Source organism: Robertkochia marina (genome assembly GCF_004799345.1).
In the GTDB taxonomy this organism is placed as follows: domain Bacteria; phylum Bacteroidota; class Bacteroidia; order Flavobacteriales; family Flavobacteriaceae; genus Robertkochia; species Robertkochia marina.
In genome coordinates, this window is record NZ_SSMC01000001.1 from 576,091 (window position 1) to 592,815 (window position 16,725).

The window sequence follows — 16,725 nt, forward strand, 5'->3', positions numbered from 1 at the left end:
TAACAATCCTTTTTATTAATACTACAACCATGAGAACACTTTTATCAAAAATTCTGGTAGTGGCGATGCTCTTCGCCGGAATGAGCATATATGCCCAAAAACGTGACCTTTCTAATTTCAGACCACCGGACCAACGAGGACTCCATATGTTCGAAGCTCCTAAAGATTCCGTACAATTATTTGACGGTATCAAGGTTCGTGTAGGTGGATCTTCTACCCTTCAGTTCCAAGGATTAAGTCATGAAAATGCTTATGACAATGCTGCTGTAGGAGATGTTGGAATTCCTGATCAGGATGCCCTTGATCAATTACAATTGATCGGGATCGAAAGCAACTTTAACCTGGCTACTGCTAACCTCGACCTGGATGTACAGTTGGCCAAGGGGGTAAGAATGCACTTAAGAACTTACCTGTCTTCAAGACACCACCCCGAGCCTTATGTAAAAGGTGGTTACTTCCTGATCGACGACCTAAGCTTTATCAGCGAAGGGTTTATGGAAAACTTCATGAAGTATGTAACCGTAAAAGTTGGTCACATGGAGAACAACTACGGGGATGCCCACTTCAGAAGATCTGATAACTCTATGGCTCTTTACAATCCATTTGTTGGGAACCTGATCATGGATGCCTTTACAACCGAAGTAGGTGCTGAGGTATATTACCGAAATGGCGGGTTCATCGGAATGCTTGGTGTAAGTAACGGAAAGCTTAACCAGTCTGTTGCAGAATCTGACACCAAACCTTCTTTCCTTGCCAAGTTAGGTTATGACAACTACGCCCAGGGTGATGACCTCAGATTCCGTTTAACAGGGTCTGTGTACACCACTTCGGAGTCTTCCAGAACCTACCTGTATGCTGCCGACCGTGCCGGATCAAGATACTACCTGGTACTGGAGTCTGTTCAAACAAGAGGAAGAGGAGGTCTTGCGGCAACCAGCCCTGTTAGTCAGTTCAGATCAGGACGTTTTGACCCCGGATTCAGCAACGAACTCACTGCATTCATGTTCAACCCATTCGTTAAGTTTGGCGGACTTGAGTTCTTCGGAACCGCAGAATTCTCAAGTGGTAAGAGCAATAATGAAGCCGATACCCGTAATGCCACTCAATTGGCCGGAGAACTGATCTACCGATTCGGAGGCAATGATGACCTTTACGTAGGAACACGTTATAACACCGTAAATGCCGAACTCGGTTCAGGAGATGTAGATATCAACAGATTTAACCTCTCTGCAGGATACTTCCTGACTAAGAACATCCTCGCCAAACTGGAGTATGTAAACCAAAACCACGATGGAGCAGGATATGACGGAACCAAATTCCAGGACGGTTCATTCAACGGAATAATGGTTGAGGCAGTGATCAGCTTCTAAAGAGTCCCTGATCTTACCCATCCATACACAAGGCAAGCCGTCGATAATAACTTCGAGGCTTGCCTTTTTCTTTTAAGTTTATTATTTTCAACCACATTGAATATGAGAGCGTTAATTATTTTCTTGGTAATTACCGGCCTTTTATCTTTCCGGTCTTCAACCTCGGCCACTGCCGATAAACTGGTCTATATTAAAAACAGTAGTTCCTTAAGTATCATCGGGAAAACCAATGTGAACACCTTTAAATGCCGTTATGATATTGAGGAGATCTCAGACCCACTGCAAGTGGGCTACACTCAAATAGATGAGACCCTGACCTTCAATTCGGCAGTGCTGCATTTACAAAATGAATATTTTGACTGCGGAGGAAAAATGATCAACAGTGACCTGCATAAGTTACTTGACACCCCCAGGCATCCGGAAGTAACCATTGACCTCCAGAGGGTATATCCGCATCCCCGGATCAAGAACAATTATATCGCAGCAGTGAGTATCACCATAGCCGGAGTAAGTAAACAATACGATATGTTTTTGAAAGTAACCCCGGAAGATGACCTGTCTGTAAAAGGTGTTCTCGAGATCATGCTTCCAGATTTCAACCTTGAACCGCCGCAAAAAGCTTTAGGGATGATACGGGTAAAAGATGACCTGGTTATTGAATTTCTGCTTGATCTGGTAGAAGCATGAGGTTGCGAACCACATCTTCCTGTTTCTAAAGAGTGCTATTCAAACTGGGCAAAGAGGCAAACCTGCCATCCCTTCCGGAAGAATTCCTGCAGCCAGGCTTGGGAGCGTAAAGAAGTAAAGAATTCGGATATCGCTCTGCTTTTAATAGCCAAATCTCAAATCCTACATGTGACCCATGCATATTGGTTGGTTTGTAGTAGCTTTATATAAACACTAAAGCATGAGAAGCAACATCTCTTTTTATCAGTTAACCGGGTTAGTATTTCTACTATTTCTTTCCGGCCTTCTTAAAAGCGTGGCCCAGCAGTATACCCTTGACAATATCAGGTCAGTGACCATTCTTACAGGAACCACTAATCATAAAGACTGGCAGCTAAATGTAAAAGAGCACAAAGGGAGCCTCTTATTGGAAAATAACGGAACCCGGGTGTTAAGCTCCTTATACGTTGAAATCCCGGTAATGAGCCTGAAAGGTAACAAAAAGGGAATGGAAAAAGACGCTTACAAGGCTATGAAAGCCGAAACTCACCCCAACGTCAGCTTTAGTTTAACTGCACCTGTAGCGCTGGAACCTTCTGTAGACAATACCTACAATATAATTGCCCGTGGCGATCTCAGTATTTCCGGCATAACCAAACCCATCGAGCTTCGGTTTACCCTGACAAGAACCACCAACGGCGTGGATCTGGAAGGAGAAAAAAGCATTGACATGACCGAATTCGGTATTGAGCCCCCCAAGGCCTTTTGGGGATTACTGAAAGTAAATAAGGAAGTTACAGTTAAATTCACCACTACCTTTCTAAAATAGCCCAGATGTACCTCTTCACCTCACAACGATTAGGATTCCGGCCATGGATACCCGAGGATGTTGAAAAGATGCACAGGCTCAACATCAACGAAAAGGTAATGCGATATTTTCCAAAGACGCTTAGTAAAACTGAAACAAAGGCTTTCGTTGATCGTATGGACCTGCTGTACAAACAGCACGGGTATTGCTATTTTGCCGTTGATCTTCTTGAAACCACCTCTTTCATCGGATTTATCGGCTTGGACATCAAAACATTTAAAGCCGATTTCACCCCGATACAGGATATCGGATGGCGCCTTGCTCCGGAATACTGGGGCAGGGGTCACGCTACCGAAGGCGCTAAACGCTGTATGAAATTTGCTCGTGAAGACCTGGGCTGGAAAGAAATTTATGCCATTGCCCCTGAGGTGAATACTCCTTCTATTGCCGTCATGAAGAAGCTGGGCATGGAGAAAGTGAAAGCTTTTATCCATCCTCAACTTGAAGAGGCGTCACCCCTTCAGCCGTGTGTATTGTATAAAGCGACGCTTTAGCTGAGTGCAACGACACCTGTAGCGCGATCACCGTAAACGAAATATCTATTCAGACGTTAAGGAACTTACTAACCACCCCGGCCTTCGGCCACCCCTCCTTACAAAGGAGGGGGTATAATTCGATTCCAAAACAATCTACAGTACAAGAATGGATCGAGGAAGATCTGGGAGATCACGAACCATCCATAATTAACTATTTGGTTACATACTGACCCTTTGCTCCTTTGCTGCTTTGCTGCTTTGCCTTTACCGTCATCCCTCTCCACAACAGGGAGATTGCCACACCACGCTCTGCGTAATTACCACTGACGGATTTAGATATTCTGTTGAAAAAGTATATAAATTGTGGCTCCCCACCCTGGACAGGGAGGGGTGGCAGCGATAAAATCGTTGACGGGGCGGGTTGATTAAATTGACCTCTCTTGCAACCCCTTCCGACCCCGCTTCTAGCGGCGCCACCTTCCCCTCACCAGGGGAAGGAGCCTGTTTTTGTTTTATTTTAAAAACGTCATCCCACTCCACAAGAAATCAAATTTCAGCGGTCCCGCAATGACAAATAGTTGCATTAAAAAAGCGACCCGAAGGCCGCTTTTTAACTATAGTGAAATAACTTCTTATTTATTCGCTGCGTAGTACTCAGCTACCTTATCCCAATTGATCACATTAAAGAAGTGTTCAATATAATCAGGACGACGGTTCTGATAGTTCAGGTAATACGCATGCTCCCAAACATCGATCCCAAGGATTGGATGTCCGCCACACCCTACTCCGGGCATCAACGGGTTATCCTGGTTTGGGGTTCCACATACATCCACTTTACCTCCTTTGTGCACACACAACCAAGCCCATCCAGAACCGAATTGTGAAGCCGCTGCTGATGAAAATTTCTCTTTAAATCCATCAAAAGAGCCAAATGCAGCATTGATCGCATCGGCCAGCTCACCTGAAGGCTTCCCGCCTCCGTCGGGAGACATTACTTCCCAGAACAGGCAGTGATTATAGAAACCACCTCCATTGTTACGAACTGCCATATTCGACATATCCAGGTTAGCCAGGATATCTTCAATAGACTTTCCTTCCAGATCAGTACCCTCTGCGGCAGCATTCAACTTGGTAGTGTACCCATTGTGATGCTTGGTATGGTGAATTTCCATGGTTCTTGCATCTATATTAGGTTCTAATGCATCATATGCATAAGGTAATTTTGGTAATTCAAATGCCATATTTTCAGTGATTTAATTGTTAGTGATTTTGTTGATCAAATTTAAGGAAATCTAAGACATTATACTCTAAGAAATTGTTAAGAACTCCAGCCGATTTACTATTTTGCACCAAAACCATCATCTCGTGCAGGAAGCCAAATTTCAGATCTATAATGCCTCAGCGGGCTCCGGTAAAACATTCACCCTGGTTAAAGAATACCTTTGTACCATCTTACAGTCGGGCAGTAAGGACCTCTTTAAAAACGTGCTGGCCATTACCTTTACCAATAAGGCTGTAAATGAGATGAAGGAACGTATTCTGGAAAGCCTTTCTGAATTTTCAGATCCTGAAATAATACAGCATCCTTCCCCATTATTTTTGGCCGTTAATGATGAATTAGGGCTGCCGCCGCAGCAATTACAGCAAAGGGCCCAAAAACTGATTCATTACATTCTTCACAACTACGCCTTTTTCGACATCGTTACCATCGACAAGTTTACCCATCGGGTTATTCGCACATTTGCCAGAGACCTGGAACTCCCACAAAACTTTGAGGTGGTTATGGATACCGAAACCTTGTTAAAAGAAGCAATTGATAATCTTTTATACCAGGCTGGTGAGAATAAAACCCTGACAGAAACCCTGATACAATTTGCCCTGGAGAAAGCAGATGACGACAAGCACTGGGACCTTAGCCGCGATCTGTTTAACACCAGTAAACTTTTACTTAATGAAAATCATAAGCCCTACCTTGACAAACTCAAGGATAAAAGCACCGAAGATTTTCTGAAGATCTTAGATGAAATTCGTTCCGAATTTTCCTCCCTGCAATCACAGGTAAAAGATCTTGCCAGGGTCACCCTTGACGAGATCAGGGATTCGGGTATAGAACATACCGATTTTAAAGGCGGAAAAAAAGCTCCGATCCCCTCATTCTTGATACGATCTGCCGAAGGCGATCTGGGGTATGATTTTGCCGGGAAAGTCTGGGTTGACAACCTTGAAACCCAACCCCTGTACAGCGGCACATTTAAAGGCAACAGGGACGCCATGGATGCGCTTCAACCCGTTCTGGCAGAACGCATCACCCTTATCAGATCGGCATCTGAACGCTACCAGTTCCTGAGAGCCATCTACAGAAACCTTGCCCCAATGTCTCTGATCAATGCCATTCAGAAAGAGTTTGATCGTATAAAAAAAGAACAGCAGCTGCTCCCCATATCAGAATTCAATGATAAGATCGCAGGAGCCATCAGGGCACAGCCTGCCCCTTTCATATATGAGAGATTAGGCGAACGCTACCGCAATTATTTCATTGACGAGTTCCAGGACACCTCAGAAATGCAATGGAACAACCTGAAACCCCTGGTGGCCAATGCTCTTTCAGGAGAAAGCCTCTCCGGTAAAAGGGGAAGTCTGATGATCGTAGGTGATGCCAAACAATCAATCTACCGATGGCGGGGAGGTAAGGCCGAACAATTCATAGACCTGTATGGCAAGAAGGAGCACAATCCCTTCCCCATCGAGAAACACGTTGTAAATCTTCCCAGAAACTATCGAAGCTTTGATGAGATCATCAGGTTTAATAACGACTTCTTTAAATATGTTTCCCGCTTTTTAACCAATGCATCGTATCGGGAACTATTTGAACATCACAGTTCGCAGGAATATAATAATAAAACCGGGGGCTATGTTGAATTCGGGTTTGTTGATAAGGAAGAGGAAGACAAAGAAACCAGGCAGCTGGAACACTGTTCCCGCACCATCCAAAAACTTTTAGAACAGGGCTATCAATATGGCGATATCGCCATCCTTAACCGGGGAAATAAACACGCCCTGCTGGTGGCACAACACCTTACAGACCACAACATCCCGGTGATCTCTTCTGAGTCGTTGTTACTACAGAACGACCCTAAAGTAAAATTCCTCGTCAGCATGATACGCTACGCCTATCGGGAGGAAGACCGGGAAAACCTGCTGGAGATGTTATGGTACCTGGCCGAAACAGAAAAAGAGGATGACATACACTCCTTCCTGTCTGCGGCCCTGCAACAGCCTGAGAATATTCTCAATGCCTATGATTTCAGCCTGAATCTGTTCAAACAACTCCCCTTTTACAATGCTATTGAATATACCATCGAACGATTCAGCCTCTACCAGGGCGATGAGGCATATCTGCAGGCATTTCTTGATGTAGTACTGGAATTCACCCAGAAAGAAGCAGGAAGCATTGGTGCCTTTATTGAATTTTGGGAGGCAAAAAAGAGCAAATTAAGCCTTTCGGCTCCCGATGAGGCCAATGCCGTTCAAATAATGACCATTCATAAATCAAAAGGACTCGAATTCCCTGTGGTGATCTATCCGTTCGCCAATGCCGACATCTATCATGAGGTAGACCCAAAGCTATGGTTAAAAATACCCGGCAATCCCTGGAATCTCTCCTATGCCTTACTCAACAAGAACAACCAATTGGAGCAATTCGGAGAAGACGCCAGTCAAGCCCTTATGCAGTATAAGGAACAACAGGAGCTCGACACCTTTAACGTGCTATATGTAGCCTTTACGCGTGCGGTAGAACAACTTTATATTTTCTGCGAAGAAAAAACAGATCGCAACGGAATAGAACAGGTAAAATACCTGCCCGGAATATTTATAAGTTATCTTAAAGAAAAAGGACTGTGGCGGGATCAATCCAGAACCTATAGCCTGGGTTCTCCCGTAAAACAACACAAGGCAGGAAAACAAAACCAGGTTAAAAATGAAGGCATCCCCTTTCAAACCAATAAAGGACTCCTGAATCATTACAATGTCATTACCCGCTCGGGAAGTCTTTGGGGTACCGGAGCCGAGGTTTCCATAGAAAAAGGAACCCTCTACCATGATCTTCTTTCTGAAATCCGGGATGTTAAAGACCTGGACCATGTACTTAACGATGCTCTTGACAGTGGCAGCCTGACCTCGGAAACCCTTCCTGAAGCAAAACATTATCTTTTAAAGGTGGTCAACCACCCTGACCTGAAAGCCTTCTTTACAAGCCATTATCAGGTGATCTCTGAAAAAGAACTGATCACCTCCAACGGGCAACTTATGCGTCCTGACAGGGTTATGATCAGAGAAGGGCAGGCCTGGATCATTGATTACAAGACAGGAAGTCAGGATCTGAAACACGAACAACAGCTTCATCAATATGCAAAGGCCCTTACCGAGATGGGCTATAAGGTGATTCAAAAGCTTTTAGTGTACATAGACGAAGAGATCTTTGTGAAAAAGGTTTCTTAGGACGAGTTTTATAACTTTGTCAAAAAAACTTTATGTACGGTAAAATCAAAGAACATCTGCAGCAAGAGCTGGAAGAGATCAAAGAAGCAGGACTCTATAAAAAAGAACGCATCATCACCTCTGCCCAGGGCGCTGAGATCACTATTTCAACCGGGGAAACCGTCATCAATTTTTGCGCAAACAACTACCTGGGGCTCTCCAACCATCCTGAGGTAGTTCAGGCAGCAAAGGACACCCTTGACTCGCATGGTTTCGGTATGTCGTCGGTACGATTCATCTGCGGAACACAGGATATTCACAAAGAACTGGAAGAAAAGATCGCCTCCTTTTACGGCACAGAAGACACCATTCTCTACGCAGCGGCTTTTGATGCTAACGGAGGAGTTTTCGAACCCTTACTGGGGCCTGAAGATGCCATTATTTCTGATTCCCTGAACCATGCCTCTATTATAGACGGGGTTCGCCTTTGTAAAGCAGCCCGTTACCGGTACCAGAACAATGACATGGCAGATCTTGAGAACAAACTAAAAGAGGCCAATGACAATGGCGCCCGATTCAAGATCATCGTTACCGACGGGGTGTTTTCTATGGATGGCCTGGTGGCTCCCCTCGATCAGATATGCGATCTGGCAGACAAATACGACGCCATGGTCATGATCGATGAATGTCATGCAGCAGGATTCATAGGAGAGACTGGTAGAGGAACCCTTGAAGAAAAAAATGTGATGGGTCGTATTGACATCATCACCGGAACCCTCGGAAAGGCACTTGGGGGAGCCATGGGTGGATACACCACCGGAAAAAAGGAGATCATTGAAATTCTTCGCCAACGTTCACGACCGTATCTGTTCTCTAACTCCCTGGCACCTAATATCGTGGGTGCCTCCATCAAGGTGTTTGACATGCTTTCAGAAAATACCGAACTGCGTGACCGCCTGGAAGAAAACACTAATTACTTCAAAAAGGGTATGAAGGCAGCAGGATTTGATATAATTGATGGCGATTCTGCCATAGTACCTGTTATGCTTTATGACGCCAAACTCTCACAGGTAATGGCAGACAAATTATTAGAAAAAGGCATCTATGTAATAGGATTTTTCTACCCGGTTGTTCCGAAAAATATGGCGCGTATCAGGGTACAATTGTCGGCTGCTCATACTCGTAAACATTTGGATGATGCCATAAGTGCCTTTACTTCAGTTGGTAAGGAATTAGGTGTCATTTAACGTATTCTTACAAAGAATATCTTAAAAATTTCTATATTTATTTTTGTTAATATGTAGTAACAACTTACATTTGTTAAGGAAATAACACTTAAAATTAAATAACTGAACATGAAAAATCTTGGCAAAATCTTAGTTGTTTTCCTATTGTTTATAGGAGTAAACAACGCAAATGCTCAAGACCACAACAACCCATGGCAGGTTAGTTTTGGTATAAACGCGATCGACGTTTTCCCAACTAATTCAGATAAGCCTTATTCGGGAGATTGGTTTGCAGAGTATTTTAACGTGACAGATCACTACAACATCCTGCCTTCAATTTCTACGATTTCTGTTTCCCGCCATGTCGGAGACGGATTCTCAGTAGGCGTTCGAGGATCATTAAACCGTATCGACAAATTAGGAGATACTGAGGTTGACGATCTGTCTCACTACGCTGTTGATGGTACTATCAAGTACAATCTTGTTAAAGAATCCTGGTTCCAGCCTTATATCGAAGTAGGGGGTGGTTATACCTGGATCGACGAGATCGGTGCCGGTACCCTTAATGGTGGCCTTGGTTTAAACTTCTGGTTTACCGACAACATCGGTATCAATGTTCAATCATCTTATAAGCACGTATTCGAAGATTACGGTGTTGAGCATTTCCAGCATTTACTGGGACTTAACATCAAGTTCGGAGGAACTGATACTGATGGTGATGGCATCTATGACAAAGATGATGCTTGTCCTGAAGTTGCAGGTTTGGAGCAATTCAACGGATGTCCTGACAGTGACGGTGACGGAATCGAAGATTCTAAAGATGCCTGTCCTAACGAAGCCGGTTCTCTTGATATGAACGGTTGTCCTGACAGCGACGGTGACGGTATTGCTGATAACGTTGACGAATGTCCTGAAGTAGCCGGTCTGGCTGAATTCAACGGATGTCCTGACAGTGACGGTGATGGAATCTCTGACAACAAAGATGAGTGTCCTAACGAAGCTGGTCCGGCTGAAAACAACGGATGCCCATGGCCTGATACTGACGGTGATGGTGTTCCGGATAAAGATGACCTTTGCCCAGAGAAAGTTGGTACAGTAGCTAACCAGGGTTGTCCTGAGGTTACTGAAGAAGTTCAGGCTGCTCTAAACAGCTATGCTAAGACCATCCTTTTCGATACAGGAAAATCAACTATCAAGGCTGAGTCTGAGCAAGTACTGAAAGATATTATTGCAATTCTTCAACAGTACCCTAACTCACGATTCATGATCGAAGGTCACACTGACTCTACCGGTAGTGATGCGATCAATGAAAAGATCTCTAAAGAAAGAGCCGGTGCAGTTGAGGCGTACCTTGAAAATGCAGGTATCCCAAGTGACCGTTTAGAGTCTGAAGGTTACGGTGAGTCTAAACCAATTGCTTCTAACCGTACTGCCGACGGAAGACGTCAGAACAGAAGGGTTGAGATCAACCTGATCAAAGAGTAGATAACTAATACCTCTTTATATAAAAAGCGCTCCGGAATTTCCGGGGCGTTTTTTTTATTTTTATGCTTCTCTAAAGCATGTCCATGAAAAGTTTCCTTGCAGAAGTCATCTCAGAAATATATTCCCGTCACCCGAATAACCTACAAGACCTCATTCTGGTATTGCCCAGTAAACGAGCAGGGGCATTTCTCAAAAAAGAATTGAAAGGACTCATTGTAAAAACCACCTTTCTTCCCACCATTTACAGTATTGAAGAGTTTGTACAGGAAATTGCCAATCTAAAGCAGGCCAATAATCTGGAGCTCCTTTTTGAACTTTACCAAATTTATTGTCGCTTAACTCCAGACGAACACAGGGATACCCTATATGAATTTACAAGCTGGGGAACCACTGCTATCCAGGATTTTAATGAGATCGACCGATACCTCATCGATCCGGACAAGGTTTTCGATCATCTTTTTAACATCAAGGAACTCGATCATTGGACCCATGCGGAGGAAAAAACAACCCTACAGGAGAATTACCTGAATTTCTGGAAGGAGCTTAAAACCCTCTATCACGACTATACGGCAGCGCTGACCGCCAAAGGACTTGGTTATCAGGGCATGATCTACCGCGAAGCCAGTGAGCAGGTAGAATATTATTTACAGGCCAACCAGGAACGACCACATTATTTCATAGGTTTCAATGCCCTGAACAAGGCTGAAAGTGCCATCCTACAAGAAATACTGGCTAATTGTGAGGGAGAGATCTACTGGGATATCGATCGGGAATTTATGGAGGATGCCGACCATGATGCCTCACTTTTTTTAAGAAACATTAAAAACGAGTGGCCGCATATTCAAAAAAACGGCTTTAAATATATTGCAGACCATTACCACAAACCCAAAGAAATAGATCTTGTGGGCATACCGGGTAATATACAGCAAGCCAAATACATCGGAAACCTTCTGACCTCTATTCAACATGAAGAAGCTTCAATAGAAAATACTGCTGTGGTACTGGGGCAGGAAGCCTTATTGCCCGCCATCCTTAATGCCATACCCGGGGAGATAGAAAATATTAATATCACCAGTGGTTTCCCATTACAACACACTCCTTTTGCCAGTCTTTTTGATACCCTGATACAAAGCTGGCACAAGAGCCAAAATAATAAGTGGTATTACCGGGACCTTGACAGTATCTTAACACATCCCGCAGCTCAGGGTATACTACCCCAGTCACTCATCAACAAGGGACTGGAAGCCATTAGTAAGGAAAATATTATTTATGTAACCACCACCCGAATCCACGAGCTGTTTAGTAACGCTGTAAATTCAAATATAACCCTGCTTTTTCCCGATCTGCGCCAGGCCAACATCAACGACCTCATTAAAAATTGCAGTGATCTCACGCTGACATTAAGAGATCATTATAACGAACAGGAACATCACAACCCTGTTTACCTGCAGTATTTATACAGGTTTTTCCAGGTATTTAATCAATTGGACACTATACAGTCAAAATACCACACAGTAAATGACCTGCGTGCTTTATTACAGGTGTATCGCGATCTGCTGGTAAAAGAAACCATCGATTTTCAGGGAGAACCCTTATCAGGACTACAGGTAATGGGTATGCTTGAGAGCAGAAACCTCGACTTTGACAGGGTCATCATCAGCTCTGTGAACGAGGGAGTATTACCCGGTGGAAAAAGCCAGAATTCCTTCCTCCCTTTCGACCTGAAGATCCATTACGGTCTCCCTACCTATAAAGAAAAAGACGCTGTTTACACCTATCACTTTTACAGGCTCTTACAACGGGCCAAAAAAGTACACCTTTTATACAATACAGCCACTGACTCCCTGGACGGTGGTGAAAAAAGCAGGTTCATTCAGCAACTGCTGTTAAGCAACAATCCAAAACACAGGATACGAGAAATCCTGGCAAGCCCAACCCTTGCCACCACTCCTAAAGAGCTGGTGACTCTTGCCAAATCTGAAGGACTTCTCAACAGGTTAAAACAGGTTGCCGGCGAAGGATTTTCACCTTCCTCCCTTACCAATTATATCCGCAACCCCATAGATTTTTACAAACAAAGGGTGTTGGGTATTAAAGAAATGGACATGGTAGAAGAAACAGTTGCTGCAAATACCATGGGTACCATTGTTCACGATAGCCTGGAGGAACTCTTTACTCCTTATATCGGCAAAGAACTTTTACCGAATGACATCGCTGTAATTCGCAAAAATCTGGTAGATGTAGTCACCAAGAATTTCACGTTGAGCTATTCTGCTCCTGAGACGGCCCGGGGACAAAACCTGATCAGCTTTCATGTCGCAAAAAAATATGTTGAAAAATATCTTGACTACGAAGCCGCCCGTCTTAAAGAAGGCAAAAAGATCAGGATCCTGGCACTGGAGAACGATGTTCCCGTTCAACTCGATATTCCGGGCCTTGATTTCCCGGTAAAGATCAAGGGAAAGGTTGACCGCATAGAAGAAGTTGACGGGGTATGGACCGTTGTCGACTACAAGACCGGAGCGGTACAACCCGGAGACCTGAAGATCTATGATTGGGATCTTATGCTTGAAGATTACAAATACAGTAAAGCCTTCCAGGTATTATGCTATGTATATATGATGCGTAATAGTATACCGGAGCATTGCGAGGTACAAGCCGGAATTATAAGCCTGAAAAGTATTGGCAATGAATTCATGCCGTTTGCCAAGGCCGATGCCCCAAGAGCCCGAAATGCCATAAATAAGGTAACTCCGGAGATCCTCGATGAATTTGAGAGTAAATTATTCAAACTCATTCGGGAGATCTGCGACCCCGGTATCCCCTTTACAGAAAAAGAAATTAAAAGTTATGACTATTAAACAACAACACATTCTTGACGGAATTCACGGACGCCCTATTCCTGTTGACCTCCACATACCCGAAAACCATAATGGCCGGACCGTGATCTTTTGTCACGGCTACAAAGGATTTAAAGACTGGGGTTGCTGGGATTTGGTTGCTGAACGGTTTACCGCTGCCAATTTTATCTTTTTAAAGTTTAATTTCTCTCATAACGGAGGTACCATTTCGCAACCCATAGATTTTCCCGACCCCGAAGCTTTTGCGCTGAATAACTTTACGAAAGAGCTGGACGATCTGAACACCGTTATAGATTTTACAACATCGGCAGCCAGCATCAACCCCAAAGACCTTCACTTGGTTGGGCATTCAAGGGGAGGCGGTATCGTTACCATTAAGACCGCAGAAGATAAGCGGGTAAGCTCTGTAAGCAGTTGGGCCGGCGTTAGTGATTTTAAGGCACGGTTCGCCGATGAAAAGACTCTTGCCTACTGGAAAGAAAAAGGCGTGATCTATATTGAAAACAGTCGTACAAAACAACAGCTGCCCCATTACTATCAATTCTACGAGGACTTTATAGCCAATGAAGATCGATTCAATATCAGAAGAGCAACAGAGAATCTCAATGTGCCCCACCTGATCGTTCATGGAACAGAAGATCCTACTGTAAACGTAAAAGAAGCAAAGGCCTTGCGCTCCTGGAACCCTGAGGCACAATTACAACTCATCGATGGAGCCGACCACGTATTCGGAGGTGCCCATCCGTGGAATAGTCAACATTTACCACAGCACCTTAACGAGGTGGTCGATGTTACTCTGAGGTTTTTAAAGTAACCCTAAGACATTCAAAGTATAAAATCTTTACCCCGGGTGTTTTTAGAAGGTTACTGCATTGGTTATTTTGATAATTTAGCACTATTCATTATACCAAGAATCAACCCGTGCAATACACTAAGATCTCTACCGACAAATATTTTGATCTCTCCAGGTTTCCAAAGGGAGAGATCTCGAAATTCTGGCTTCATATCATCAATAATGGCCTGGGCGAACCCATACGTGTACCTATTTTGGTAGCCCGCGGCAAGAAGGATGGTCCGATACTTGGATTAAATGCAGCCTTGCACGGTAATGAACTAAACGGTATCAATGTGATACAACGTCTATTTGACCGACTGAATAATAGCGAAGATATTCATGGCACCGTTATAGGGATCCTCGTAGCCAACGTTCCGGGTGTGCTCCTGGGGCAGCGACGATTTAATGATGACTTTGACCTGAACCGTCAGGCACCCGGATCTGAAAACGGTATTGCCAGCAGCCTGTATATCAACCGGCTTATAGAAAGAGTGATCAAAAATTTCGATTACTTTTTAGACCTCCACACCACAGGTTACGGTAAACAAAATTGCTGGCATATCAGGGCAGACCTTAAGGATAAGGAAACGAAGAACCTGGCCCTTTTACAAAATCCCGAAGCGGTTCTACACAGTACTCCCGATGAACAAACTCTCAGGGGTTATGCCTCCTCCCTGGGTATAAAATCGCTTACCCTGGAATTAAAAGATCCCTCCATTTTTCAACCCGATGTAGTAAACGATGCCATTGTGGGTATCTGGAACGTCATGCATTACCTGAAAATGGTTCCTACCCCCATATCTTGTACCCTGGAAGACACGTGGCTTGTTGAACGCTCCTCCTGGCTGCGCTCAAATGCAGGAGGCATCTTGACCGTCTTCCCTGAAATCCTAACCCATGTCGAAGAAGGCGAGAAGATCGCAGAGGTTCGCAATATTTTCGGGGAGCTCAACCGGGAATTCTTTGCACCCAATGCGGGCCTGGTGCTGGCAAAGAATGTAAACCCCATTGCGCAATCCGGGAGTGCCATTTTAAACCTTGCACACCAGATCGAAAAGATCGATTGCAGCATCACTTAACTCCGGAACCTATTTCTTGTCAGGACGTGTTGGCCTGACCTCTACCTTACTTGGCAGGGTACGGGGATGCATCTTGAGCAGGTCCACTACAAGCTCTCCAAGGTCTTCCGGCTGAATCTTCCAGGCATCAGCCTCTGAATCGGGTGTATGACCATTAAAATGCGAGGCTACAGAACCCGGCATGATCGTGGTTACTTTGATATCATACTGCCTGAGATCAAGCATGGCCGCCTGGGTAAATCCGACAACCCCAAATTTAGAAGCATTGTAGCCTGCAGCCGTTGGGAAAAAATTAGTGCCGGCAAGGCTGGCAAGAGTCATATAATATCCTTTGGAGCTTTTCAATGCTTCTACCGAAGCTTTCAGGGTATAGAATGCACCGGTAAGATTGGTTTCAATCATCTGAACCCAATGCTCAGGATCCATTTCATCTACAGGGGCAAAATGCCCCAATCCTGCATTGGCAAGAACAAGATCCAATTGTCCGAATTTCTCCAGGATAGCTGTAACCGCTTTTTGCTCTGATTTCAGCTCTCGTACATCAGACCCAAGTCCGAGCACCCGTTCCGCATCATTACTCAAATTGGCAGCGGCTTTCACCGCATCCGCCTCATTACGACCACTAATAGCTACTCTCATACCTGCATCGAGCAATACCTTTGCGATACCATAACCAATTCCCTTTGTACCTCCTGTAATGTAAGCTACCTTGTCTTTGATCTCCATAAGTCTTGTTTTTTACCTTAAAGATACAGCTTTGAAAGGGCTTTCAAAAAATCATCTAAAAACCATTCCCTTTAAAGATTCTCATCTTTAGTTTGAGGAACGAGTTTGAGGGACGAGTTTGAGGAACGAGTTTGAGGAACGAGTTTGAGGAACGAGTTTGAGGAACGAGTTTGAGGAACGAGTTTGAGGAATTGTTTATTGATAAAATTCTATATAGAAAATTTACTATATTTATAATAAAAATACAATGTTTATTTTCGAAAAATTAGAGGTGTACAACAAGGCAAAGTCATTTAATTTAAGCCTAAGAAAATACTCCAAGAGACTGTCAAACGATCCCTTTATTTTAGACCAACTTAACCGTGGATCCTTCAGCATATTACTTAACATTTCTGAAGGTTCAGGTAGAATTACTCCCAGGTATCAGGCACATTTTTATACAATTGCAAGAGGATCAACACTGGAATGCGCTTCCATTTTGGACTATTTAAAAGATGCCGACACCATTGAAGACTCATTTTTAAACAGTCGTTTTAAGGAACTTGATGAAATCTCCAGAATGTTGTTCGCTATGATTCGAACAAATCGAATAAAACATAAAGACGGGAGTCATAAAGCCGAATGGGGCTAATTTCACAATACTCCTTTTAACCG

The 16,725-nt window shown here is 44.0% G+C and carries 13 protein-coding genes; 11 read left to right on the forward strand and 2 right to left on the reverse strand.

What is annotated here, in order from left to right; all coding sequences use genetic code 11:
* Positions 1–29: 29 nt before the first annotated feature.
* The 4 genes from E7Z59_RS02380 to E7Z59_RS02395 all read left to right on the forward strand — a co-directional run bounded on the left by E7Z59_RS02380 (position 30) and on the right by E7Z59_RS02395 (position 3,398).
* On the forward strand, positions 30–1,370 hold the full coding sequence (locus tag E7Z59_RS02380; protein WP_136334688.1) for a hypothetical protein: 1,341 nt from the start codon (positions 30–32) through the stop codon (positions 1,368–1,370).
* A gap of 102 nt (positions 1,371–1,472) precedes the next feature.
* The gene (locus E7Z59_RS02385) at positions 1,473–2,057 is read left to right on the forward strand and encodes a YceI family protein (RefSeq protein ID WP_136334689.1); all 585 of its coding nucleotides are present in this window, start codon (positions 1,473–1,475) and stop codon (positions 2,055–2,057) included.
* Positions 2,058–2,277: 220 nt separating this feature from the next.
* Complete coding sequence (locus E7Z59_RS02390) at positions 2,278–2,865, forward strand: YceI family protein (protein WP_136334690.1); 588 nt, start codon at positions 2,278–2,280, stop codon at positions 2,863–2,865.
* 5 nt (positions 2,866–2,870) lie between these two features.
* Positions 2,871–3,398, forward strand: a complete 528-nt coding sequence (locus E7Z59_RS02395) for a GNAT family N-acetyltransferase (RefSeq protein ID WP_136334691.1) — start codon at positions 2,871–2,873, stop codon at positions 3,396–3,398.
* A gap of 614 nt (positions 3,399–4,012) precedes the next feature.
* On the opposite strand, the gene E7Z59_RS02400 is transcribed toward E7Z59_RS02395, so the two are convergent.
* Positions 4,013–4,621, reverse strand: coding sequence for a superoxide dismutase (locus E7Z59_RS02400; protein ID WP_136334692.1), 609 nt, complete (start codon positions 4,619–4,621; stop codon positions 4,013–4,015).
* Between the two features lie 124 nt (positions 4,622–4,745).
* Here E7Z59_RS02400 and E7Z59_RS02405 point away from each other — a divergent pair, with 124 nt between their 5' ends.
* The 6 genes from E7Z59_RS02405 (at position 4,746) to E7Z59_RS02430 (ending at position 15,345) form a co-directional block, all read left to right on the forward strand.
* Positions 4,746–7,880, forward strand: a complete 3,135-nt coding sequence (locus E7Z59_RS02405) for a UvrD-helicase domain-containing protein (RefSeq protein ID WP_136334693.1) — start codon at positions 4,746–4,748, stop codon at positions 7,878–7,880.
* Between the two features lie 32 nt (positions 7,881–7,912).
* The gene (gene kbl, locus E7Z59_RS02410; RefSeq protein WP_136334694.1) at positions 7,913–9,106 is read left to right on the forward strand and encodes a glycine C-acetyltransferase; all 1,194 of its coding nucleotides are present in this window, start codon (positions 7,913–7,915) and stop codon (positions 9,104–9,106) included.
* 108 nt (positions 9,107–9,214) lie between these two features.
* Positions 9,215–10,570 (forward strand): OmpA family protein, encoded by a 1,356-nt coding sequence (locus E7Z59_RS02415; protein WP_136334695.1) that lies wholly within the window; start codon positions 9,215–9,217, stop codon positions 10,568–10,570.
* Between the two features lie 83 nt (positions 10,571–10,653).
* Complete coding sequence (locus tag E7Z59_RS02420) at positions 10,654–13,431, forward strand: PD-(D/E)XK nuclease family protein (RefSeq protein ID WP_136334696.1); 2,778 nt, start codon at positions 10,654–10,656, stop codon at positions 13,429–13,431.
* Positions 13,421–14,245, forward strand: a complete 825-nt coding sequence (locus E7Z59_RS02425; protein WP_136334697.1) for an alpha/beta hydrolase family protein — start codon at positions 13,421–13,423, stop codon at positions 14,243–14,245. Before E7Z59_RS02420 ends, E7Z59_RS02425 begins: the two co-directional genes overlap by 11 nt.
* 107 nt (positions 14,246–14,352) lie before the next feature.
* Entirely contained in the window at positions 14,353–15,345 is a 993-nt protein-coding gene (locus E7Z59_RS02430) for a succinylglutamate desuccinylase/aspartoacylase family protein (protein ID WP_168731222.1), read from the forward strand.
* A gap of 9 nt (positions 15,346–15,354) precedes the next feature.
* Here E7Z59_RS02430 and E7Z59_RS02435 read toward each other — a convergent pair whose 3' ends face one another.
* The gene (locus tag E7Z59_RS02435; RefSeq protein WP_136334699.1) at positions 15,355–16,071 is read right to left on the reverse strand and encodes an SDR family oxidoreductase; all 717 of its coding nucleotides are present in this window, start codon (positions 16,069–16,071) and stop codon (positions 15,355–15,357) included.
* A gap of 247 nt (positions 16,072–16,318) precedes the next feature.
* On the opposite strand from E7Z59_RS02435, the gene E7Z59_RS02440 reads away from it, so the two are divergent.
* Positions 16,319–16,702 (forward strand): four helix bundle protein, encoded by a 384-nt coding sequence (locus tag E7Z59_RS02440; protein ID WP_136334700.1) that lies wholly within the window; start codon positions 16,319–16,321, stop codon positions 16,700–16,702.
* Positions 16,703–16,725: the final 23 nt, after the last annotated feature.